This window comes from Streptomyces sp. NPDC001393, from assembly GCF_053597455.1.
Window position 1 is genome coordinate 95,423 of the sequence record NZ_JBSFIH010000008.1, and the last position, 21,782, is coordinate 117,204.

The 21,782-nt window shown below is 73.7% G+C and carries 16 protein-coding genes; 5 read left to right on the forward strand and 11 right to left on the reverse strand.

The genetic code is table 11. The features are described from left to right. Positions 1–89 precede the first annotated feature (89 nt). A complete protein-coding gene (locus ACWC2T_RS12345) occupies positions 90–1,199 on the reverse strand; it encodes an MGDG synthase family glycosyltransferase (RefSeq protein ID WP_450670402.1) in 1,110 nt (369 codons plus the stop codon). 179 nt (positions 1,200–1,378) lie between these two features. Between ACWC2T_RS12345 and ACWC2T_RS12350 the strand changes: the two genes are divergently transcribed. Further along, entirely contained in the window at positions 1,379–2,209 is an 831-nt protein-coding gene (locus ACWC2T_RS12350) for a ribonuclease BN (RefSeq protein ID WP_450670293.1), read from the forward strand. A 27-nt stretch (positions 2,210–2,236) separates the two neighbouring features. Here ACWC2T_RS12350 and ACWC2T_RS12355 read toward each other — a convergent pair whose 3' ends face one another. The 5 genes from ACWC2T_RS12355 to ACWC2T_RS12375 form a co-directional block, all read right to left on the reverse strand. Then, positions 2,237–5,053: an NHLP bacteriocin export ABC transporter permease/ATPase subunit gene (locus ACWC2T_RS12355; protein WP_450670294.1), complete on the reverse strand. Its 2,817-nt coding sequence runs from the start codon at positions 5,051–5,053 to the stop codon at positions 2,237–2,239. Between the two features lies 1 nt (position 5,054). Beyond that, positions 5,055–7,289, reverse strand: a complete 2,235-nt coding sequence (locus ACWC2T_RS12360) for an NHLP family bacteriocin export ABC transporter peptidase/permease/ATPase subunit (RefSeq protein ID WP_450670295.1) — start codon at positions 7,287–7,289, stop codon at positions 5,055–5,057. After that, positions 7,286–8,092, reverse strand: coding sequence for an HlyD family efflux transporter periplasmic adaptor subunit (locus tag ACWC2T_RS12365; protein ID WP_450670296.1), 807 nt, complete (start codon positions 8,090–8,092; stop codon positions 7,286–7,288). Before ACWC2T_RS12365 ends, ACWC2T_RS12360 begins: the two co-directional genes overlap by 4 nt. A 101-nt stretch (positions 8,093–8,193) precedes the next feature. Then, a complete protein-coding gene (locus ACWC2T_RS12370) occupies positions 8,194–8,409 on the reverse strand; it encodes a type A2 lantipeptide (protein WP_450670297.1) in 216 nt (71 codons plus the stop codon). A gap of 455 nt (positions 8,410–8,864) precedes the next feature. Then, positions 8,865–9,278: a PaaI family thioesterase gene (locus ACWC2T_RS12375; RefSeq protein ID WP_450670298.1), complete on the reverse strand. Its 414-nt coding sequence runs from the start codon at positions 9,276–9,278 to the stop codon at positions 8,865–8,867. A gap of 199 nt (positions 9,279–9,477) precedes the next feature. Here ACWC2T_RS12375 and ACWC2T_RS12380 point away from each other — a divergent pair, with 199 nt between their 5' ends. Then, positions 9,478–10,917, forward strand: a complete 1,440-nt coding sequence (locus tag ACWC2T_RS12380) for a S1 family peptidase (protein ID WP_450670403.1) — start codon at positions 9,478–9,480, stop codon at positions 10,915–10,917. Between the two features lie 204 nt (positions 10,918–11,121). On the opposite strand, the gene ACWC2T_RS12385 is transcribed toward ACWC2T_RS12380, so the two are convergent. After that, positions 11,122–11,256, reverse strand: a complete 135-nt coding sequence (locus ACWC2T_RS12385) for a hypothetical protein (protein WP_450670299.1) — start codon at positions 11,254–11,256, stop codon at positions 11,122–11,124. A gap of 332 nt (positions 11,257–11,588) precedes the next feature. Here ACWC2T_RS12385 and ACWC2T_RS12390 point away from each other — a divergent pair, with 332 nt between their 5' ends. Continuing rightward, the gene (locus tag ACWC2T_RS12390) at positions 11,589–12,197 is read left to right on the forward strand and encodes a LuxR C-terminal-related transcriptional regulator (RefSeq protein ID WP_450670300.1); all 609 of its coding nucleotides are present in this window, start codon (positions 11,589–11,591) and stop codon (positions 12,195–12,197) included. Here ACWC2T_RS12390 and ACWC2T_RS12395 read toward each other — a convergent pair. Next, complete coding sequence (locus tag ACWC2T_RS12395; RefSeq protein WP_450670301.1) at positions 12,127–13,992, reverse strand: ATP-binding cassette domain-containing protein; 1,866 nt, start codon at positions 13,990–13,992, stop codon at positions 12,127–12,129. The genes ACWC2T_RS12390 and ACWC2T_RS12395 overlap by 71 nt on opposite strands. Further along, positions 13,992–15,782, reverse strand: a complete 1,791-nt coding sequence (locus ACWC2T_RS12400) for an ABC transporter ATP-binding protein (RefSeq protein WP_450670302.1) — start codon at positions 15,780–15,782, stop codon at positions 13,992–13,994. The genes ACWC2T_RS12395 and ACWC2T_RS12400 overlap by 1 nt, the downstream gene beginning before the upstream one ends. On the opposite strand from ACWC2T_RS12400, the gene ACWC2T_RS12405 reads away from it, so the two are divergent. Next, positions 15,664–16,014, forward strand: coding sequence for a hypothetical protein (locus ACWC2T_RS12405; RefSeq protein ID WP_450670412.1), 351 nt, complete (start codon positions 15,664–15,666; stop codon positions 16,012–16,014). The genes ACWC2T_RS12400 and ACWC2T_RS12405 overlap by 119 nt on opposite strands. 298 nt (positions 16,015–16,312) lie before the next feature. Here ACWC2T_RS12405 and ACWC2T_RS12410 read toward each other — a convergent pair whose 3' ends face one another. Beyond that, positions 16,313–16,426 carry a SapB/AmfS family lanthipeptide gene (locus ACWC2T_RS12410; RefSeq protein WP_228623786.1) on the reverse strand — a complete coding sequence of 38 codons (114 nt, stop codon included), beginning with the start codon at positions 16,424–16,426 and terminating at the stop codon, positions 16,313–16,315. A 36-nt stretch (positions 16,427–16,462) separates the two neighbouring features. Next, the gene (gene lanKC, locus ACWC2T_RS12415; RefSeq protein WP_450670404.1) at positions 16,463–19,081 is read right to left on the reverse strand and encodes a class III lanthionine synthetase LanKC; all 2,619 of its coding nucleotides are present in this window, start codon (positions 19,079–19,081) and stop codon (positions 16,463–16,465) included. 205 nt (positions 19,082–19,286) lie between these two features. On the opposite strand from lanKC, the gene ACWC2T_RS12420 reads away from it, so the two are divergent. After that, positions 19,287–21,737 carry a SpoIIE family protein phosphatase gene (locus ACWC2T_RS12420; RefSeq protein ID WP_450670405.1) on the forward strand — a complete coding sequence of 817 codons (2,451 nt, stop codon included), beginning with the start codon at positions 19,287–19,289 and terminating at the stop codon, positions 21,735–21,737. The last annotated feature ends 45 nt before the right edge of the window (positions 21,738–21,782 follow it).

Sequence of the window (21,782 nt, forward strand, 5' to 3'; positions counted from 1 at the left end):
GCGTGGTTGTTGCCGGGGCGTCGGGGTCCGGCGCCCGCGTCACTGCGCCCTGCGCCCCCGGCACCGCGCCGCGCGCCCTGCGTCCCGTGTCACAAGCCCACCACGTGCGCCATCGGATCACTGCGGAACAGTGCCCGTCCCCGTGCCGCCCGTTCCGTTCGTACCGGGCCGCCTTCCGTGAGCCGGCCGAGGGCCGTCAGCAACGCGGGTCCGTCCGGGGCTAGTTGGGACACGCCGAGGTCGGCCATCCGGCGGACCCCGGCCACCCCGTGGCCGGGCAGCGGGCGGTAGCCGATCACGGGCAGCCCGGTGGCCAGGGCCTGCACGGCGGTCTGGCCGGCCGCGTTGTCCACCAGGGCGTACGCGGCGGCCAGCAGTCCGGGCATGTCGTCCACCCAGTCCAGGGCGAGCACCCCCGGCACCCGGGCCACCCGCGCCCGCAGCCGCGCGTTGCGCCCGCACAGCACCACCGGCAGAAAGCCGGCCCCCGTCAGCAGGCGGGCGGTGGCGTCCGGGCGGTACGCCGCGCCCCAGGCACCGGCGGAGAGCAGGACCGCCGGCCGGCCGGGCGCCCGCCCGGCGAAGCGCTCCCGCCACCGCGCCGCCCCGGGGGCGGTCCCGTGGAACCCGGGCGCAACCGCCGGGCCGGTCGTCACGGCGGGCCTGCCCAGGGCCCGGCGCACCTCGGCCGCGGCCCCGTCCGTGAGGCACAGGTACCGGTCGTTGCCGGGATGGAGCCACTGCCGGTGCACGGCGAAGTCGACGAGGAACACGGCGCTGGGCACCCGCAGCCGGCCCCGGGCCCGGAGATGACCGGTGAGCTGAGCGGCCAGATGGAAGACGGACACCACCACATCGGCGTCCAGCCGTTCCACGAGTTCCGTCAGCGGGCCGGCGGCGAGCCGGGCCAGCGGCACCCCGCTGGGGCGCGGCCCCCTGCCGTCGCGCAGGACCGCGCCGTAGACGCCGGCGTACGCCCACGGGAAGTGCCGTACCGAAGCCTGGTAGGAGCGGCGCAGCCCGCCGCCCAGGCCGTACGGCAGCAGGCTGAGGACGTCGGCCACCTGCGGCTCGTGTCCGCATGCCGCGGCCCGGCGCGCCAGTTCGGCGGCCACGGTGTCGTGACCCGCGCCCATGCTCGCGCTCAGGATCAGCGGTCGCCGCCGGCCGCCCGGCAGGTCCGGTTCCACGGAAGGCACCTCGGCAGGAGTACGCACGGGGTCCGATTCTCCGGTGGGCGCCGCCGCAAACGGGTCACTGCGCCGCCGTGTCGCCGGACCGCCGGCGCACGACACGACGTCCGCGTGAGTTGCCCGGAGCGCGCCGGGGTGGATGAATCGGCTTCAGCAGAGCGTGTGGGTGGAGCACGGGAGGAGCCGTGAGGCGGTGGCGGCGCGGCCTGCACCGCGCTTGGGAGTGGCTCAGGGCCGGGGCCCTGCTCGAACACGGCCGTGAGCTGGAGCTGATGCACCGGGCCATGGGGTTCGCCACCCTGGCGCTGGTGACGCTGGCGCCGCTGCTGATCGTGGTCGCCGCCGCCGATCCCCTGGTGCGGGGCGGCTTCGCCTCATGGCTCACCGACGGCATGGGCCTGTCCGGCCAGTCCGCCCGTGCCCTCACCGACATCATCAGCCCGCCGCGCAACGTCATCGGCACCACCAGCGTCTGGGGCGGTGTCCTGCTGGCCGTCTTCGGCGTGTCCTTCGGCGGCAGCGTGCAGAACGCCTACGAACGGATCTGGGGCGTGCCCCCCGGCCCCTGGCACCGGGTCTGGCGGCAGGCGACCTGGCTGATCGTGCTCACCGGCTACCTCTACCAGGAGGTGGCGACCAAGAACGCGCTGCACGGCGGCCAGCGGATCGCGCTGTCCACGGCGAGCGGCATCCTCTTCTTCTGGTGGGGGCAGCGTTTCCTGCTGGGCGGCCAGGTCCACTGGCGTTCCCTGCTGCCGGGCGCGCTCGCGACCGTGATCGGCCTGGCCGGTCTGCGGGCCTTCTCCTACCTCGTCTTCACCCCGCTCATCGTCACCAACGCGCTCAGCTACGGCGCGGTCGGCACCGTCCTGGTGGTCGAGTCCTGGCTGATCGGCGTCGGGTTCGTCATCTACGGCGGCGCCCTGTTCGGCCGCTGGTTCACCGAACACCACTGGACGCCGCACCACGACGAGCGCGGGGACGAGGAGCGGGAACCGCGCCGGGGCAAGTACTGAACGCTCCCGGCCGGTTCGCCGCCGACGCTACGTCAGCTGCCGGCGCACCAGCTCGTGCAGCCGGCCCGCGGTGTCGGCGAGCAGCTCCGCCGGTGCGCCCTGCTGGACGACCTTGCCGTCCTCCATCACGATCACCCGGTCGGCGTCCAGGACCGTCGACAACCGGTGAGCGATCACGATCCGGGTGGCGTTCAGCTTGCGGGTGCTGTCGATGACGATGCGCTGGGTGTCGTTGTCCAGCGCGCTGGTGGCCTCGTCGAAGAACAGGATCCGCGGGCGCCGGATCAGGGCCTGGGCGATCATCAGCCGCTGCCGCTGACCGCCGGAGATCGCGCCGCTCGCGCCCACGATCGTGTGCAGGCCCATCGGCATCCGCTTGATGTCCTCCGCCAGCCCCGCCATCTCGGCCGCCGCCATCGCCTCCTCGGGCGTGTACGGCTCGGTGCCGCAGATGACGTCCAGGATGGAGCCGGTGAACGGCTGCGCGTGCTGCAGCACGACCCCGCACTGGCGGCGCACGGCCGACTGGTCCAGCGCCGAGAGGTCCTGGCCGTCGTACAGGACACTGCCGGAGACCGGCTTGTCGAAGCCGATGAGAAGCCGGAGCAGCGTGGACTTGCCGCAGCCGCTCGGGCCGACGACCGCCACGAACTCGCCCGGCCGGACGGCGAAGGAGACGTCGTCCAGGACGAGCGGGCCGTCGTCGGCGTACCGGAAGGACAGCCGGCGGGCCTCGATCGCGCCGGACAGCGGGCCCGGCCGGGTGCTCGACGTGCGCACCTCGGGGGTCGCCTCGAAGACCGGCTTGATCTCCTCGAACAGCGGCAGCGCCGCCACCGCCGAGACGAAGGAGCCGGTCAGCTGGGTGACCGAGGTCAGGACCATCGTCACCGAGGTGTTGAAGGTGAGGAAGTCCGCCGCCGACATCGCGCCCTTCGCCGGACCCGCCAGCAGCATGAACATCAGCAGCGTGCACACCGGCAGATAGATCCCGCCGAGCACCGTGGTGAGGTTCTTGATCCGGCCGACCTTCTGCTGCAGCTCCCGGCTGCGCGCGAACTCCCGCGCCCAGGCCGCGTAGGCGTAGTTCTCGGCCGCCGCCACCCGCAGCTTGGGCAGGCCGCGCAGGGTCTGGAAGGCCTGGTTGTTGAGCTTGTTGCCGAGCACCGTCAGTTTCCGCTGCCAGCGCACCTGCCACAGCCCGAGCCCCAGGAACACGGCGGCGATGACGACGAGCATGCCGAGCGCCGCCAGGGCCATCGAGGGGCTGTACCAGAACAGCAGGCCCAGGTTCATCGCGCCGACCGTCACCGACTGCGCGACCACCGGCCCGACGCCCGCCAGCAGCCGGCGGATCGCGCTGATGCCCATGGCGGCGCTGGCGAGTTCGCCGGTGGAGCGCTGGGTGAAGAACCGGGTCGGCAGCCGCAGCAGCCGGTCCCAGACGGCGGGCTGCAGCGCGGCCTCGATCCGGCCCTCCAGGCGCAGGATGGAGAGGTTCTCCAGCAGCGTGAACGCCGCCGCGACCACCCCGCTCACCATCACGGCCAGACACACCTGGACGATCAGGCCCGTCTGCGCCCTGGGCACGTACTCGCCGAGCACCTTGCCGGTCGCGACCGGCACCAGCGCGCCGATCGCCACCGTCACCAGCCCGGCGAGCAGCAGACCGAGCAGATCGCCGCGGGTGCCCTGCAGGCTGAACCGCAGCAGACCGAACGGCGTCAGCGCCTTGTCGGGCAGCGGCCGGTAGAACATCACCGCGCGCGGCTCGAACTCCTCCGCGTTCGCCTTCTCGACCGGCGTCTCACGCCCGGTGCCGGGGTGCACGGCCACATACCCGCCGCGCCGCCACAGCAGCGCGACCGGCGCGCCCGACAGCGCCCGGTGCCCGACCAGCGGGCCCACGTTCTCCCGCCACCAGCGCCCCTGCAGCCGTACGGCCCGGGCACGCACCCGGGAGGCGAGCGCCACCCGTTCGACCGGGTCGAGGCGTTCGCTCTCGGTGCCGCTCTGCGCGGGCTCGGCGAGCTTGATCCCGGCCGCCTCGGCGACCAGCTTGCAGGCCGCGTACCCGGCGTCGGCATCGGCGGCCGTCGTCCGGCGGGCCGAGCGCTTGCCGATGGACGCGAGCAGGGTCTGGTCGGCCTGCGCGCGCACCGCCTCACCGGCCTTGATCCCGGCGGCCGTACGGGTCTCGTGGGTGCGCTCAAGCTGCTCGATCCACCGGTCCAGCGCGGTCAGCAGCCGGTACTGCTGGTCGACCATCGACTGCCACAGCGCCGGGTCCATCAGCAGGTCGGCGGCGGCCTCCGCGCCGTACAACGAGCCGTACTGGACGCTGCCCGGGGGGACCTGCATCCAGAACACGTCGTCGTCGGTGGGGGTGGCGGCCCGCTCTTCCGCCATCGGCGCCTGGAACAGCACGGACAGGCCGCGGCCGACGCCGAGCGCGACCGCGTACTCCAGCGGGCTGGTGGCGGGCGGCACGTACTGGGGGTTGCCGTACTCGTCGTACGACCAGGTCTGGGTGTTCGCGGGCTGGTACAGCTCGCGCAGGCTGATGCGGTGCACCACACAGTCCCGCACCGGGCGCGCCACCAGGGTGTGCTGGGGGCCCGCGACCGGGCCGAGCAGCAGCGCGCCCGCCTCCAGCCGGCCCAGGTGGTGCCAGTGGCCCTGCTGGGCCGCGTCCACCGCGAACAGGTCCAGGGCGCCGGCCGTGACCAGCCACAGCACCTGCGGGCCTTCCAGGTCCAGCCGGTTGAAACCGGCGCAGTCGATGCGCGAGCCCAGGGAGCCGAGCGCGCCCAGAACGAGGTCACCTTCGCCGACGGTCGTCATCTCACCGCTCCCTGACCAGCGCGGCGTACGCGCCACCGCGCGCCACCAGCTCCTCGTGCCGCCCGCGCTCCACGACCGTGCCGTGCTGCAGCACCACGATCTCGTCGCTGTCGCGGACCGTGCTCAGCCGGTGCGCGATCACCACGCAGGCGCAGCCGCGCCGGCGCAGGTTGTCCATCACGACCAGCTCGGTCTCCGCGTCCAGCGCGCTGGTCACCTCGTCCAGGACGAGGATGCTCGGCCTGCGGACCAGGGCCCGGGCGATCTCGAGCCGTTGGCGCTGGCCGCCGGAGAAGTTGTGGCCGTCCTGCTCGACCGTGCTGTGGATGCCGCCCGGCCGGCGCATCACCACGTCGTACAGCGCGGCGTCCTTCAGCGCCTCCACCACGGCCTCGTCCGGGATCGACGGGTCCCACAGCGCCACGTTGTCGCGGACCGAGCCCTCGAAGAGGAACACGTCCTGGTCGACGAAGGAGACGGAGGCGGCGAGCGCGCCGCGCGGGATGTCCTCCAGGCGCCGGCCGTCGATGCGGATCACCCCGTCCCACGGCGCGTACAGGCCCGAGATCAGCCGGGACACCGTGGACTTGCCGCTGCCGGAGCCGCCGACCAGCGCCACCTGCTGACCCGGGCCCACGGTCAGGTCGAAGCCGCTCAGCAGCGGTTTGTCCAGCGGGCTGTAGCCGAAGGTGACGTTCTCCAGCTCGACGTGCCCGTGCAGCCGGCGCGTGGAGTCGGCGCCGCCCGGACGGGCGTAGAGCGGGTCGGCCTGGAAGTTCTCCACGTCCTTCAGCCGGGCCACGTCGGCGGCGAAGTCCTGGATGCGGCCCGCGACCCCGTTCAGCCGCGTGAGGGGAGCGGTGAAGCGGGTCACCAGCGCCTGGAAGGCGACCAGCAGACCCACCGAGATGTGCCCCTCGACCGCCCGCAGGCCACCGATCCACAGGATCAGCGCGCTGTTGAAGGTGGCAAGCGTCGGCGCGACCACACCCAGCCAGGCGCTCGGCACCCCGAGCCGCTGCTGCTCCTCCAGGGTGGTGGCGTGCTGCCCGGCCCACTTGCGGAAGTAGCCGTCCTCGCCGCCGGTCGCCTTCATCGTCTCGATCAGCTGAAGTCCGGTGTACGACGTGTTCGTCAGCCGTGCCGTGTCCGCGCGCAGCTTCGCCGTGCGGGTCGCGCGCAGCCGTACGACCAGCCGCATGGCGACCACGTTGAGCAGGGCCACGCCGATGCCGAGGAACGTCAGCTGCGGATCGTAGGTGTAGAGCAGGACGGCGTACAGGACGACGACGATCGCGTCCACGCCGGCCGCCGCGAGGTCGCGGGCCAGGGTCTCGGCGACCTGGTCGTTGGACTGCAGGCGCTGCACCAGGTCGGCGGGGGAGCGCTGGGCGAAGAACGTCACCGGCAGCCGCAGCAGATGGCGCAGGAAGCGGGCGCTGGAGAGGGTGGAGGAGATGATCCGGCCGTGCAGCAGGTTGGCCTGCTGGAGCCAGGTCAGCACCAGGGTGAGCAGGACACAGGTGCCCATCGAGGCGAACAGTACGCCCAGCAGGGAGGTCCGGCCGCCGATGAGGAACGTGTCGATGTAGGTGCGGCTGAGCGCGGGCACGGCGGCGCCGACCGCGACCAGCAGCAGGCTGGCCAGGACGGCGGCGGGCAGGGTGCCGGCGGTGCCGCGCAGCCGGGCCGGCATCGCGCCGAGGACGCCGGGGCGGCGCCCGCCCTTGGTGAAGCCGTCGCCCGGCTCCATCACCAGCACCACACCGGTGAAGCTGCCGTCGAACTCCTCCATAGGCACGAAACGGCGGCCCTTGGCGGGGTCGTTGATGTACACGCCGCGCCGGCCGAAGCGGCGGCCCATGCCGTCGTAGACGACGTAGTGGTTGAACTCCCAGAACAGGACGGCCGGTGCCTGCACCTCGGCGAGGGCGGCCAGGTCCATCTGCATGCCCTTGGCCGTCAGGCCGTAACTGCGGGCCGCCTTCAGCAGGTTGGAGGCGCGCGAGCCGTCGCGGGAGACGCCGCAGGCGATGCGCAGCTCCTCCAGCGGGACGTGCCGGCCGTAGTGGCCGAGGACCATGGCGAGGGAGGCGGCGCCGCACTCGACGGCCTCCATCTGGAGCACGGTGGGCGTGCGGACGGTGCCGCCGCGGGGCTTGGGGACCGGCCGCTTGGCGGGGGCGGCGCGTCTGCGGCCGTGGGTGGCCCGGGGGCCTTCGGTCGATACGGTCACGGGAGCAGCCAATCCACGGGGTGCTGGTCGGCCAGCCTGATCGAGCCGGAGGCGAGCGTCATGGAGTCGAGCCGGAACGGCGGACCGTCGCTGGTGGACCAGCGGTAGCCGCTCTGGGTGGCCGGCGACCTGTCGAGTGCGACCAGTACGGCCACCGGGCGGCCGTTGCCGGTGAACTGCTGCCCGAGCTGGCTGTCGCCGAGGAACGCGGAGATCGACTGGGCGGACTGCGCGGTGCGGTCCACCGACATCACATGGCCGCGCAGCACGCCGTAGGTCTGGGTCGGCACCGAGGAGACGGTGAGGTCCACGGAGGCGTGCGCCGGGATGGCGGCGGCATTCTCGGCGGGCACGTACACGGTCGCGTACAGCGGGTCGGAGGCGTGGGCGACCTTCTCCACGGCGGCGACGTTGGTGCCGGTCTGGATGATCTGCCCGATGGTGGCGGCGAGCGTGGTGACCCGGCCCGCGGCGACGGTGCGGACCACCGAGTCGCCCTGTGCCGTACGGACCTTGAGGACCGGCGCGTTCGCGGGCAGCCGCTCGCCCTGCTGGGCGAGGACGGCCGTGACCTGGCCGGACACCGGGCTCTGCAGCAGATAACTGCCCTGCCCGTGCGTGAGGATGGCCGGTGCGCTCACCGTGGAGGTGACCGAGCCGGTCACCGCCCAGACGGCGGCCGCCGCCATGACGACGACGGTGACGCCCAGGGCGAGCCAGCCCTGGGGACGGGCCAGCCGCACCGGAAGGTCCAGCTCTTCGGGCGACTGGAGCTTGGCGAGGGCCTGTTGGCGGAACTGCACGGGACTTCCCTCACCTGTGGGAGAGACGCGGGTGTTTCAGGGCATCGACAAGCCCCGGAGCCGAGGGACGGCTCCGGGACTTCCGATGCAACGAGGTGCGATCAGAGACCGGCGACCAGGTCGGTGACCGGCTGCACGTTCAGGCCGGTGACACCCTCGACCGTGCCGACGACCGTGTTCACCGCGCCGGAGACCGGGGCAACGCCGTTCACGGCGCCGGTGACGGTGTTCAGGGTGTTCACGGACAGGCCGCCGGAGACGTTGTCCAGCTCGGCGTCCGAGATCTCGACGGTCTCGACCTGGGGGGTGGAGTTCATGGTGGAACTTCCCTTCCTAATGGATATTTCACAAAGGGGGAGCGGCCCCCTTCTGGGGGACAGACGGACGGCCGCCACCGCGGGCGCCGGGCCCCGTCTCCGGGAGCCCGCCGCGACCCCCGCGGTGCGATGGATCAAAGCACGCAGGCGGGGCGGGCTTCCAATCAACCAGGGCTCTCACCTGGGAACTTGACACGCGAAAGGGTTCATCCGTGCAGGCGTGTGCACGCCATGTCGGCGACTCCTTCACATGCGACACGGCATCGGCGCGTCCGGCCCCTTGTCGACGGGGCGGCGAATCCGGCACTCCTCGCCAAAGGAGTGCCGGGGGGCGCACGGATGTGCAGATCCCCGGTCGGCGGTGACTTCGTTGAGTATTCAATGTGTAGATTCCCTGAAGCAGGGATTCCGCATCGAGCCCGGAACGGACTGTTACTGATCGGTAGCGGACCGTGTCAGCCCAGAATCGCGTAGACCGTGCTCGCCCGGGCCGCGAGCGCCCCCGAATCCGCCTCGCTCAGGGTGATGTCCGCGAACGCCATCCGGCGGCCCAGCTTCGTCAGGACCGCTTCGATCCGGACATCCGAACCGGTCACCGCCCGCTGGAACGACGTCGACTGCTGAACCGTCGTCATCGGCACGAAGCCGCCCCGTGCGGCGCACACCGCGAGCACCGTCGCCGTGTCGGCGGCCGCCATCAGCGCCTGCCCCGACAGGTCCCCGCCCTCCCGGGCCAACCGCTCGGACCAGGGCAGTCGCAGTACGGCCCGGTCCTCGCCCACTGCCTCGACGGTCAGCCCGAGATCGAGCACCCAGGGGGCGAAGTTGGCGCAGAGGATCTTGTCGGCTTCGGCGGGGCTCATCGTCATATGGGGGATTGTTCCCGGCCGCCCGCGGCGACACGCGGTGCCTGGCCGATTCGCCCGCCCGGCACGGCCGTTGGGAAACGGAATTGAACACACCGCACGCCCGGTGCGTACGTACGGCCATCCAGGCGCCCCGATACGAACTGCCCGCAAGCGGCAGACCCCCGTACCCAGGAGGTCGAGAAGTTTGAGTCACAAGCGAATGCCCAAGCGCAAGGCGGCGATAGCGGTGGGCGGTGTCGCGGCGCTCGGAGCGGCGGCCATCCTGCTGCCCAACGCCATGGCCTCACAGGACAAGAACCAGGCATCCGGTGCCACCGGCACAGCGAGGACGCTGAAGGCCACGCAGGCCTCGAATCTCGCTGCCCAGTTGCAGAAGGTTCTCGGTGACGCCGTCGCCGGGTCGTACTTCGACAGCGCCAAGCAGCAACTCGTCGTCAATGTGGCCGGCGGCGACAACAACGTCATCGCGCAGGTGAAGAAGGCGGGCGCGGTCGCGCGTCAGGTGCCGAACAGCACCCGCGAACTCAAGGCCGCAGCCACGACGCTGAAGACCAAGGCGACGATCCCCGGTACCTCCTGGGCCGTGGACCCGCGCACCGACAAGGTCCTCGTCACCGCCGACTCCACCGTCACCGGCGCCAAGTGGAACAGACTGCAGTCGACCGTGCAGAGCCTCGGCTCCGGCATGGCGACGCTGAAGAAGTCCTCCGGCACCTTCAAGACCCTCGTCGCGGGCGGCGACGCCATCTTCGCCCAGACCCAGCAGGGCGGCGTCCGCTGCTCCCTCGGCTTCAACGTGACCGCCGCCGACGGCAGCCCCGCCTTCCTGACGGCCGGTCACTGCGGAGTCGCCGCCAAGGACTGGTCCGACTCGCAGAACGGCCAGCCGATCGCCACCGTGGACCAGGCCAAGTTCCCCGGCAACGACTTCTCGCTCGTCAAGTACAACGACAAGACCACGCAGACGTCCAGCACGGTCAATGCCGGCAACGGCCAGACCGTCCAGATCACCCAGGCCGCGGACGCCACCGTCGGCGAGACCGTCTTCCGCATGGGCTCCACCACCGGTCTGCACAACGGCCAGGTCACCGGCCTGGACGCCACCGTGAACTTCGCGAGCGAGACCGTCCCCGGCGGCACCGACACCGTCAACGGCCTCATCCAGACCAACGTCTGCGCCGAGGCCGGCGACAGCGGCGGCTCCCTGTTCACCCAGGACGGCAGCGCCGTCGGCCTCACCTCCGGCGGCAGCGGCGACTGCACCAACGGCGGCGAGACCTTCTTCCAGCCGGTCACCGCCGCCCTGCAGGCCACCGGCGCGACCCTCGGCAACGGCGGCAACGCGGGGAACGGCGGCAACGGCGCGGGTGACCAGTCGGGTTCCGCCGCCCCGTCGGCCTCGGCGGGTGACCAGTCCGGTGCCGCCAACCCCTCGGCCTCCGCGGGTGACCAGTCCGGTGCCGCCGACCCCTCGGCCTCGGCTGGCGACCAGTCCGGTGCCGCCGACCCCTCGGCCTCGGCTGGCGACCAGTCCGGTGCCGCCGACCCCTCGGCCTCCGCGAGCGACCAGTCGGGCGCCGGTGACCAGTCCGGCGCGGGCTCTGCCAACGACGGGTCGTCGCTGACCAGCACGCGGTAGCGCTCCGCGGGGAGGGCCGCGAGACGGTAGGGCCGCGACAAGCCGTCTTTCGTGTGCGGCTCCACCGTGGTTGCTCGCGCCCACGCGGCGGAGCCGCACAGGTACACAGCCCCGCGCCCCTGTCTCCCCCCGGCCTCACCCGCGGTTCCGGTCGGCGGGGAACGGGCCGGCCCTCCGGCGGGAGGGCCGGCCCGTCGCATTCGGTCAGGGGACCTCGCACGCCCGCCGCAGCAGTATCGCCACGTCGTCCGCCCTCTCCCATGCCGCCGCGCTGTGCCGGATCACCTCGTCCGCCGGTGCGCCGTCGGCCGCCGGTGCCGGTCCCGGTCCGTCGGACACGCCAACCACCTCCTCGTACGGCCGCGTCGCGCAATCTGGGCACGGATTCCCACGCGCGAGCCCGCCGCGCACCCCGGCCGCGGACCGGGGTCCCCCGCGTGCGGAGCCGCCTCCGGATACCCCTTCCGGCCGCGCCCATGCCCGGACAGCGGAAGCGCGGGCGGCGTACGGGCTGCCCCGCATGCGCCCCCGCGCACCCTTATGGCCAGATCTCCGCGCCCGCGAACGGTACCGGCGCCCAAGAATGGGCACGCGCGTGCCGTGCCCGGACCACGGGCGGCGACGAGGAACGGAACAACGGGCGTACGACGACCATCCGAGGGGGCGGGGCAGTGATCCGGGTGCTTCTGGTGCAGGACGCGTGTCTGGTGCGATCGGTCCTGGCCGAATGGCTGCGGCGGGAACCCGGTCTGGACGTGGACGACACGCCATGGCGCGGTGCCGCCGCGCGGGTGCGGTCCTTAGGGCCGGACGTGTGCGCGGCGGACCTCGACTGTGCCGACGGCCATGGGGTGCCGCCGCTCGGCGAGCTGTGCCCGCCCGGGGCCGGCGGCAGGCCGCCGGCGCTCGTGGTACTGGCCCAGGCGAACCGCCCGGGACTGCTGAAGCGGGCCGCCGAGGCGGGCGCGCTCGGCTTCGTGGACAAGGCGGGCTCACCGGACCGGCTGGTGCGCGCCATCCGGTCGGTCGCCGCGAGGGAACGTTTCGTCGATGACTCGCTGGGCTTCGGTTTCCTCAAAGCGGCCCAGATGCCGCTGACCAGACGCGAACTGAGTGTGCTGTCCCTCGCGGCCGGCGGCGCGTCCATAGCGGAGATCGCCGGCAGCCTGCATCTGTCCCACGGCACGGTCCGCAACTACATGGCGTCGATCACCCGCAAGACCGGGGCGCGGAACCGGATCGACGCGATTCGCATATCGCGCGGGGAGGGGTGGGTGTGAGGGGCGGCATGGCCCAGTGGCCGGCCAGGTCCCGGTAGAGGGGTGAGGTGCGCAGCAGCTCGTCGTGGGTGCCGCAGGCGGTGCGCGCGCCGTCCATGACGAGGATCAGGTCGGCGCGGCGGGCGGAGCTGATCCGGTGGGCGACGACGATCAGCGTGCCGCCCGGGCGGGCCGCGAAGGCCCGCTCGGCACGCGCCTCCGCCTCCGGATCGAGATGGCAGGTCGCCTCGTCCAGCAGGGCCAGCGGGGCGGGCGAGAGATGGGCGCGGGCCAGGGCGATGAGCTGGCGCTCACCCGCGGAGAGCTCCGCCGGTTCGACGGGGGCGTGGGGCCCGCCCAGTCTCGTCAGCAGAGGGGTCAGACCGACCGCGTCGGCGGCGGCGAGGAGTTCGGCATCGGGAACCGGGCCGGAGCGGTGCAGGGTCAGGTTCTCGGCGAGGGTGCCGGTGTGGACGTAGGCCTCCTGCGGGATGAGGACGGTTGCCCCGCGCACGCGGATGCTGCCGTGCTGCGGGATCAGCTGACCGGCGATCAGTGCGGTGAGCGTCGACTTGCCGACACCGCTGGGGCCTACGACGGCCAGGTGGGCGCCGGTGGGCAGGGCGAGGGTGAGGTCGTTCAGGACGGGTTCGCTCGCGGGGCCGTAGGCGAAGGTGAGGGAGCTCAGGGACAGAGCGGTGCCGGGTGCGCCTGGTGACGGGGGGAGCGCGGTTGCCGTGCGGGTGCGGGTCCGCTGTGCCTGGTCGCGCCCCGCGGCAAAGCCGCTGGTCGACACGGCGCCGGGCGTCTGGAGGCGTTGGACCATGAGCCGGCGAAGAACCACTGTCAGCCGGGAGCCGCTGGTTCCGAGGCCGTGGACCAGGTTGTTCAGGGCCGGAAGCAAGGACTGGGTGACATAGGCGAGCGCGCCCACCAGCGCGCCCGGGGTGACGCCGTGGTCGAGCAGCCAGGGGGCCGTGAGCAGCAGCAGTACCGCGGGGAGTTCGCCGCCCACCACAAGCGCGGCCACGCGGGCGACGCTCCAGTGGGCCAGGGCGCGGGCGGCCCGCAGTTCCGCTGTGGTGCGCTCGCCGACGGTGCCGGCGAGGCACTCCTCGGCGCCGGCCGCCGTGATGTCCCGCAGTCCCGAGCAGGCTGCGCCCAGCGCCTGTGCCAGCGCTTCGTCGGCGTCGAGGAACGTTTCCTGACGGCGGGCCAGCGGGCCGAGCGTCGCGGCGAACAGGGCCACCCCGGCGAGCAGCGGGGGCAGGACGACCGCCAGCAGCAACGGGGCCAGGGAGAACAGGCCGATCAGCGCGCCGGCGGCGGTGAACAGGAACGAACGCGAGACCATCACCACCCCGGCGAGGGTGTCCCGGGCGATCTCCACCTGCTGGGTGAGCCCGGACAGAGCACCCGGGTCCGCCTCCCGCACACCGCGCGCGACCACCGCCGTGACCAGACGGTCCCGGGCCGGCTCGACCAGCGCCGCGACCACGCCGTACACCCGCCCGGTCCCGTACGCCCCGGCACACACCGCGAGCCCCGCGGCCCCCAGCCACAGCAGGCCGGCCCGTGCGTTCCCGGCCAGGAACCCGGCGTCCAGGGCCCGTGCGAGGGCGTATCCGACGAGGAAGGTCTGTCCCGCCTCCAGTAGTGACCACAGTCCGAGCCGGAGCAGGACCCGCCACCGCGCACGCAGGAACCGGCGCGCCCGGCTGCGCAGCCCGACAGGGTGCCCGCGGGCCGGTCCCTGCGCCCCGTGTCCGTCCGCCGCCCCCGTCCGGCATGCCGGAACGGGCACCAGTACGTCCATCAGCCCCGTGACCCCCTCTCGCCCACGCTCTCGACGCCGTCCGCGGACCCCGTCGTCACCTCGCCCTCGCCCACCGTCTCCTCGCCGTCGGCGAACACCGCCCGGTACCCCGACTCCTGCCACAACTCCCGGTGTGTCCCGACGGCCCTGATCCGGCCGGCGTCCAGCCAGGCGACCCGGTCGGCGCGGGCCGCCGTCGACGCGCGGTGGGCGATCAGCAGGCGGGCGCGGTCCGGGTCGGGAGCCAGCAGGGTCTGGGTGATCCGGTGTTCGGTGACCGTGTCGAGGCTGGACAGGGCGTCGTCGAGGATGAGCAACCGGCCGCCGTGGGCGAACGCACGGGCGAGGCCCAGGCGTTGGGACTCGCCGCCCGAGCGGGGCGCGTCGGCGATGGGGGTGGCGTAGCCGTCGGGGAGGCGCCGTACGAAGTCGTCGGCGTGGGCGCGGCGGGCGGCGGAGCGGACGGCGGCCGGGGTGGCGGCCGTGCACCCGAAGGCGATCGTGTCCTCGACGGTCGTGCCCAGCAGGGCGGGGCGTTCGAAGGCGTAGGCGACGGCGCGGCGCAGCTCGCCGTGGGCGAGCTCCGGCAGCGGGACGCCGTCGAGGAGGACCTCGCCCGCGTCGGGGTCGGCGAGCCGGCCGGCCACCTCGGCGAGCAGGGACTTGCCGGCGCCGGAGCGGCCGACGACCGCCAGGGTGATGCCGCCCGGGACGGTCAGGTCGACGCCGTCCAGGACGGTTCGTCCGCCCCGGCGTGCGGTCACCGCCCGCAGCTCCAGCCGCCCGTTGCCCGGCGGCAGGCGGCGGCTGCCGTGTCCGGGCGGGGGCTCGGCGCACACCTCGGCGAGCCGGCCCCTCGCCGCGCGGGCCCGCGCGAGCGCGGCCAGCTGACCGACCAGCGCGCCGACGCCCGTGGCGAGCACCGCGTACCGCGAGGCGGCCAGCAGCTCGCCCACCGACAGGCGATGCCGGGCCAGCAGCAGCCCGGCCACCGCCAGCACGCCCAGGTTCAGCAGCGGTGCCACGGTGACCGCCTGGGCGGCGGCCCGCCCCTGCACCCGCCACATGCGGTGCCCGGCACGGGACAGTTCCGGCAGGGGTGCCAGGATCCGGGCCGTCTCGCGCTCCTCGGCGCCCGCGGCCCGGATCGTACGGAAACCGCCGACCGCCTCCGCCAGCGAGCCGGCGATCCGGCCCTGCACCCGCTGGTAGTCGGCCACGCACGCCGAGGTGTCCCGGGCGAAGGTGCGCAGCAGCAGGGCCAGGACCGGCGCCCCGGTGAGGAACACGACGGCCAGCAACGGATCGATGAGGCCCAGTGCCACCACGCCTCCGACCGGCCCGGCGAGCGCGGCGAGCAGCGCGGCCAGCGCGCCCGGCGCGGTACCGGCCTGCGCGGCGTTGCCGACCAGCCGTGCCACCAGATCCCCGGCGCCGAACCGGGTCGTCGCGCGCGGGCCGAGCGCCAGGACGTGTCCGGTGAGCTGCCGGCGCAAGCCCGCGGTTGCGTGGGCGTCGGCGGTGCCGGTCAGCACGCCCGCGCAGCCGTCGAGCAGGGCGAGCAGCAGGACGACACCGGCACAGCAGCCGAGCCAGCGGGCGGCCGGGGCGCGGGCCAGCAGCAGGTCCAGGGTGTGGCCGAGCAGGGCGGGCAGCAGCAGGCCCGCCGCGGTGGCAGTCGTGCTCACGGCGCACAGCGCGGCACAGCGGGCGACGCCGCCCTGCCGCAGCACCCGGCGCGACAAGGCACGGTCTGCCGTACAAGTGGCGCTGGCGGGGCGGGAGTTCATCGGCTGCGGCCTCGCTCGGATCGGACGGCAACGGGAGGGCGGCACCCGCACGGACGCCCGCCGCCGGAGGAAGACCTCGGACGGCCGGCTCGCTCGCACGGCGGTCATGGGTCTTCTGCGGCGGCTGGACGCGGTGGCCGACCGGGGGCTTGCGTTGGTGGTCGGCTCGGGCGGCGGCCGGGGCATGGGTTGGTGGCCGGTTCAGGCGTCCGGCCGGGGTGTGGGTTTGTGACCGGTTCAGGCGGCTGCCCGGAGTGTGGGTCGGTGGCCCGCTCGGGCGGCGGCTGCCAGGGTTTGGGATGGCGGCTCGCCAGTGGCGGCGGTTGCCGGGTTTTCGGACGGTGGCTCGTCCGTGCCGGTTGCCGGGGCTCAAGGTGGCGGTTCGCTCGCGGAGTTGCGGCTGCCGACATCGCGGGCGGCCGGTCTCTCCTTCGCCGGGAGGGAACTCGGTCACCCTTCCGGCCGGAGGCTCCGGACGGCCCCTCCCGCGAGGGAGGGCGCCGTCCGGAGCCGTGGACTCACCGGCCCGGTCAGAGACAGAGCAGAACGCTCGCCGCGGAGACACAGGAGAGCAGGCTCGCGGTGCTCGCTCCGTTGTGGGTGTGCTCCTCGGACTCGAGGGTCTGCAGGTCCAGCAGTGCCATGACGGTGTCCTTTCCCTGATTGGGGACGGGGTTGTGTCACGGCTCCGTCGGTGCGGAGCCGCGTGTGTGGGCCGCCGGTGGCGGCGGAAGGAAGGGCAGGTGCGCGGTGCTGGGCTGGTCGCGGGCCGCGGCGAGCGCGAGCAGGCAGCCCGCCGTACCGGTGGCCAGGTCCATCGAGAGCCGCATCATCTGGTGCCCGGGGAAGGCCAGTTGGCCCTGGTAGTCCATCGCGAACCAGCCCAGACCCGCGATCTGCTGCGCCAGCCGGTCACGGCCGGCGCCCGGCGCGTTGCTGCGGGCGAGGTGCAGGATCATTCCGGCGCGGCCCTGGAAGAGGCCGGGCTGGGCGTAGAAGCGGGAGGTGGCGGCGGTGATGATGCCGGCCCGGGCGCGCTCGAACTCCTCGGTGAGGCCTGTGGCGTGCGCCAGGTAGTCGTCCAGCACGAGGCCGATCCCCGCGCTGCCGTCGCCCAGATAGGGCAGCGTCCGCCAGCCCTCGTCCACCTCCAGGCCGCCGCCCGCCTCCTGGGTCACACAGCAGTCCAGGTCGCGGCGGAGCGCCTCGCCCGCCGCGCTGAGGCAACCTTCGTCGCCGGTCTCCTCGTACCGCCTGAGCAGGAACAGCGCGGGCCCGCTCGCGCCGCGCAGCAGCCCGGCGCGTCGGCGCGGGGTGTCCGGGACCGGTTCGGCGAGTCGTCGCAGGAGGATGTCGGCGGCCTCGGCGGCGTGTTGCCGCAAGGCCGGCTCGCCCGTCGTGTCCGCCAGGTGGCCGAGGACGAGGCCGAGCCCGGCGAGTCCACCGTGCAGGTCGGAGGCGAGGCTGCGCCAGTTCTCCCGCAGGATGCCGTCCAGCAGGTCCAACGCCCGCTGCCGGTGCCCAAGTCGGTCGAGGACGAGGGCGACGCCCGCGAGGCCGTCGTACAGGCCGAGCGGGGTGCCGGGCGGCGGCGGAGCGGTGTGGTCCAGCAGCCAGCGTTCGCCCTCGTCGTACTGGCCGGCCCCGGACGCCTGGAGCGCGTACAGCACTCCGGCCGCGCCGTGCGCGAGGCCGAGGCCGCCGCCGTCCGCGAACTGGGCGATGTCGCCGGGGAACAGCCGGTCGTCGCGTTCCGGGCTGGCGGAGGCGAGGATCGCCTTCACCATCGAGTCCCGGCTGTAGGGCCAGTCGCCGGGCACCACCAAAGGGGCGGACCGGGTGCGCCGCCCGCCCGCCGGATCCCGGGTGATCTCCGCGACCGCCTCGTCCAGGAAGGCGCGCGGCACGTCCGGGAACTGCTCGGCGATCACCTGCGCGAGATGCGCGGCCTTGCCGCGGTCCACCACGAACAGCGTGGTCACCGGCAGGAACAGGGCGAGCCGCAGACAGGCCAGCGCATAGCGGTCGACATCGGTGCCACGGCGGTCCGGCGGGGCGAAGAAGCCGGGGTGGGCGACGGTCTGCCGGGCGTTCTCCGCGGCCGGGGCGGCGGCCTCGAAGTCGATGAGGTACACCGACTGTTCGTCCTCGGACACCATGATGTTGAAGACATGCAGGTCGTTGAAGACCAGCCCGCGCGCATGAACCGCCGCCACCGCCCGCTCCACCGCCGCGTTGATCCGCAGCGCCCACGCGGTGTACGCGGCGATCGCGGCCGGGTCGGGGTCGGGCGTGAGCAGCGGATGCCGCTCGGCGAAGAAGGAGTTGAGCGGGCGGCCCGCCAGCTGGTCCATGACCAGGAACCGGTGCTCGCCGAGCGTGAACCAGTCCCGTACCTCGGGTACGACCCCGGTCCCTGCGACCCGTTCCAGCGCCGCCTTCTCCCGCTCCAGCCTGGCCACCGCGTCCGCGCCGTCGGCGGCGAGACCGGCGTGCGGCCGGGCCTCCTTGAGCACCACCCGGCGCCCGTCCCGCGTGTCGGTGCCGGCGTAGACCCCGCCGCCGTTGGAGAAGTGCAGCGCCTTCTCGATGCGGTACGGCAGGTCGCCGACCGTCGTGGTGTTGCGGGCCTGAAGATGCGGCCGCAGGAACTCCGGCAGGCTCACCCACTCGGGCACCTGGAAGGACGGCGCCCGCCGGTCCGGCACCAGCCGGCCGGTGCCGTCGGTCACCGCCGGGACCAGCGAGCCGCGCTCGTCGACGACGTACCGGCGGGCGAAGGCGCCGTAGCGGACGTAGAGCGGACCGTCGTGCCAGCGCAGGTCGGTGAGGATGTACGGCCCCTCGAAACCCTCCAGCAGCGCGCCCAGTTCCCGCAGCGTCCGGTGCAGCTGCTCCTCGTCCGCCGGATAGACGGTGACGAACTTGCCGCTGGTGTCGCGGCCCGCGTACTTGGCGTTGCGCAGATGCAGCAGGTGCGGGCCGGGCACGAACTTGAACGGGATGCGGCGCGGCACGCAGTAGTCCCAGACGAGCTGCGCGATCCGTTCCGCGTTCGCCGCCGTCGCCGAGGAATGGATCTTCCAGCCCTGCGCCGGCGACGGCAGCGGCGCGCCGTCCGCGCCGACCGGGGTCAGCGTCAGCCAGTCGCCGGAGCGTGCCGCGTGCCAGCCCTCCGGGACGGTGCGACGCGCCGTCGCGAACAGCGGCGCCGGCTCACCGCCCGCTCCCGGGAGCCGGTCGGGCGTGTCGTAGAAGTGTCCGTCGGCGAGCGCGTACACCTCGTACCGCTTGTCCATGCGCCTCCCGCCCCTCGTCGTACGGCCGGAGACGACACTCGCAGGAGTCGTGCGGTCGCGGACAGTCACGCCTGTCACGAGATCACCGTGCGGAACTCACGGGTGAAGATGTGTTCGGCGGCTTTCGAGCGAACGGGCCCGCCAGGGCACCGGAGTCTTCACAGGGGCTGCGCGCGAGCCCCACACGCGCTGTAATGGCGAAGTGGTGAGGAGCGAGGGCGCTGCGATCAACAGGACCAGAACGGAGCGTGCCGAAGCCGCCCTGGACACGCTCACCGCGGGTCCCGCCACGCCCGATCGGCTCCGCCGAGTCCTCGAACAGGCGCTGGTGTTCGCCGGGGCCGCCTTCGCCGGGGTCTACACGCCCGGCGGCGACCCGGCGCAGCTGCACCTCGCCGAGTCGGCGGGCCTGCCGCGCACCGAGTACGGGCTCCGCGACGGCTATCCGGCCGCGGGCGGTTCCCCGGTCGCCGAGGCCCACCGCACCGGACACCCGCTCTGGCTCGGCCCCGAGCAGCTCGCCGACTGCCTTGAGGCCCGGCGCACCCCGTCCGCGGACTTCTCCGTGGCCGTCCTGCCGCTCGGCGCGGCGGGCGGCGGCTGTCTGCTGGCCGTCAGTGAGCGCCCCGGCGGCTTCGACGCCGACGACCGCGCCTGCCTGGAGCTGGTCGCCCGTGCCATCGCCGTACCCCACCCGGCCGCGCCCGCCGAGAACGGCGGCGAGCTGCCGCCGGACGCCTTCAGCCTCGCCATGGACAGCGGCCGGATCGAGGTCGGTGACGAGATCCTGCGGCTGTTCGGGCTCGCCCGGGACGCCTTCGACGGCCGCGTCGAGACCCTGCTGGCGCTCACCGTCCCCGAGGACCTGCCCGCGCTGATGTCCGTGGTCGAGGCCGACCACATGTCCATCGGCGACCGCGAGCTGGAGTTCCGTGTCCTGCAGCCCTCCGGCCGCCCGCCCAAGTGGCTGCGGCTGCGCGGCCGGCTGCTGGCCGCGGGCGAGGGCCGCCCCGCCCGGCTCGTCGGCACCGTCGCCGACGCCTCCACCCTGCGCTCCGACGTCACCGACGTGGCCCGGGTGCAGCGCCTGGCCGCCGCCCTCGCCACCGCCACCACCGTCAAGGACGTCGGCAAGGCCGTCGTCGCCGCCCTGCGCGGGCCGCTGCAGGCCGACCGGCTCGCGCTGGCCGAACTGGAGAACGACCGGCTCGTCGTCACCGTCCTCGACCCGCCCGAACCCGAGGCCTGGCCCGAGGTGTGGCGCACCGAATGGCGCACCGAGTGGCCCGACGCGCCGGTGCGCGCGATGCCGACCCTGGCCACCGCGCTGCGCGAGGGCCGCTCCCGGATCTGGCCCGCGGGCAGCCCGCTGGAGCCCGCCCTCGCCGAGGTCGGGCCCGGGGGCCTCGCGGTGCTGCCGCTGCCCGCCGGCGGTCGCATGGCCGGGGCCTGCCTGATCGGCTGGGAACGCCCGCACCACTTCAGCCCCGACGAACGGGCCCTGCTCACCGCCTGCGCGGGCCTCGCCGGCCAGGCCCTGCTGCGCGCCCACGCCTTCGACGCCGAGCACGAACTCGTCGGCATGCTCCAGCGCACCCTGCTGCCGCGCCGGCTGCCCAGGCTGCCCGGCGCGGTCGCCGTCGCCCGGTACCTGCCCACCACCGCCGGACTGGAGGTCGGCGGCGACTGGTACGACGTGATCCCGCTCGCCGACCACCATGTGGCCCTCGTCATCGGTGACGTCCAGGGCCACAACGCGGGCGCCGCGACGCTGATGGGCCAGATGCGCACCGCGCTGCGCGCCTACGCCGCCGAGGGCCACGCCCCGGACGTGGTCGTCGCACACGCCAACCGGCTCCTCCTGGACATGGAGACCGACCTCTTCGCCACCTGCGCCTACGTCGACGTCGACATGGAGGAGGGCACCGCCTGGTGCGTGCGGGCCGGCCATCTCCAGCCCGTGCTGCGCCACCCGGACGGCACCGCCGAGATCCTGCGGGCGGAGGGCGGCCCACCGCTCGGTGTCCTCTCCCAGGCCGAGTTCCCCATGACCCCCCTGCGGCTGCTGCCCGGCACGGTGATCGCACTGACCACCGACGGCCTGGTGGAGTCGCCGGGCGCCGACATCGACGCCGGCATGGACCGGCTCGTCGCCCAGCTGGCCGCCGCCGACCCCGAGCACCTCGGACTGGTCGCCGACGTGCTCCTCACCGGCGCCCACCGCGGCGACGACGTCGCCCTGCTGCTGATGCGCTACGACGGCATGGCCGTACGCCCGCTGCGGGAGAGCTGGACGGTGTGGCGGGTACCGCAGGCGGTCGGGCACGCCCGCCGCTTCACCCGGCGTACGCTGCGCGTCTGGGGCGTCTCGCAGGACACCCTGGACACGGCCCTGCTGGTGGTTTCCGAACTCGTCACCAACGCCCTCGTGCACACCGACGGCCAGGTCCGTCTCGACCTCTCCCTGGTCAACCACCGCCTCCGCCTCGCCGTCGCCGACTCCTCCCCGCGCAGCCCCGTCAAGCCCACCAGCCTCGGCTGGGAGGCCACCGGCGGCCGGGGCATCCTGCTCGTGGAAGCGGTGTCGGCGGCCTGGGGGACGCTCCCGGTCAGCGGCGGCAAACAGGTGTGGGCGGACCTCGTACCCCACCGCTGACCACCACGACCGCCACCTGTGGCGGCTGACCACGGGTGCCGGCGC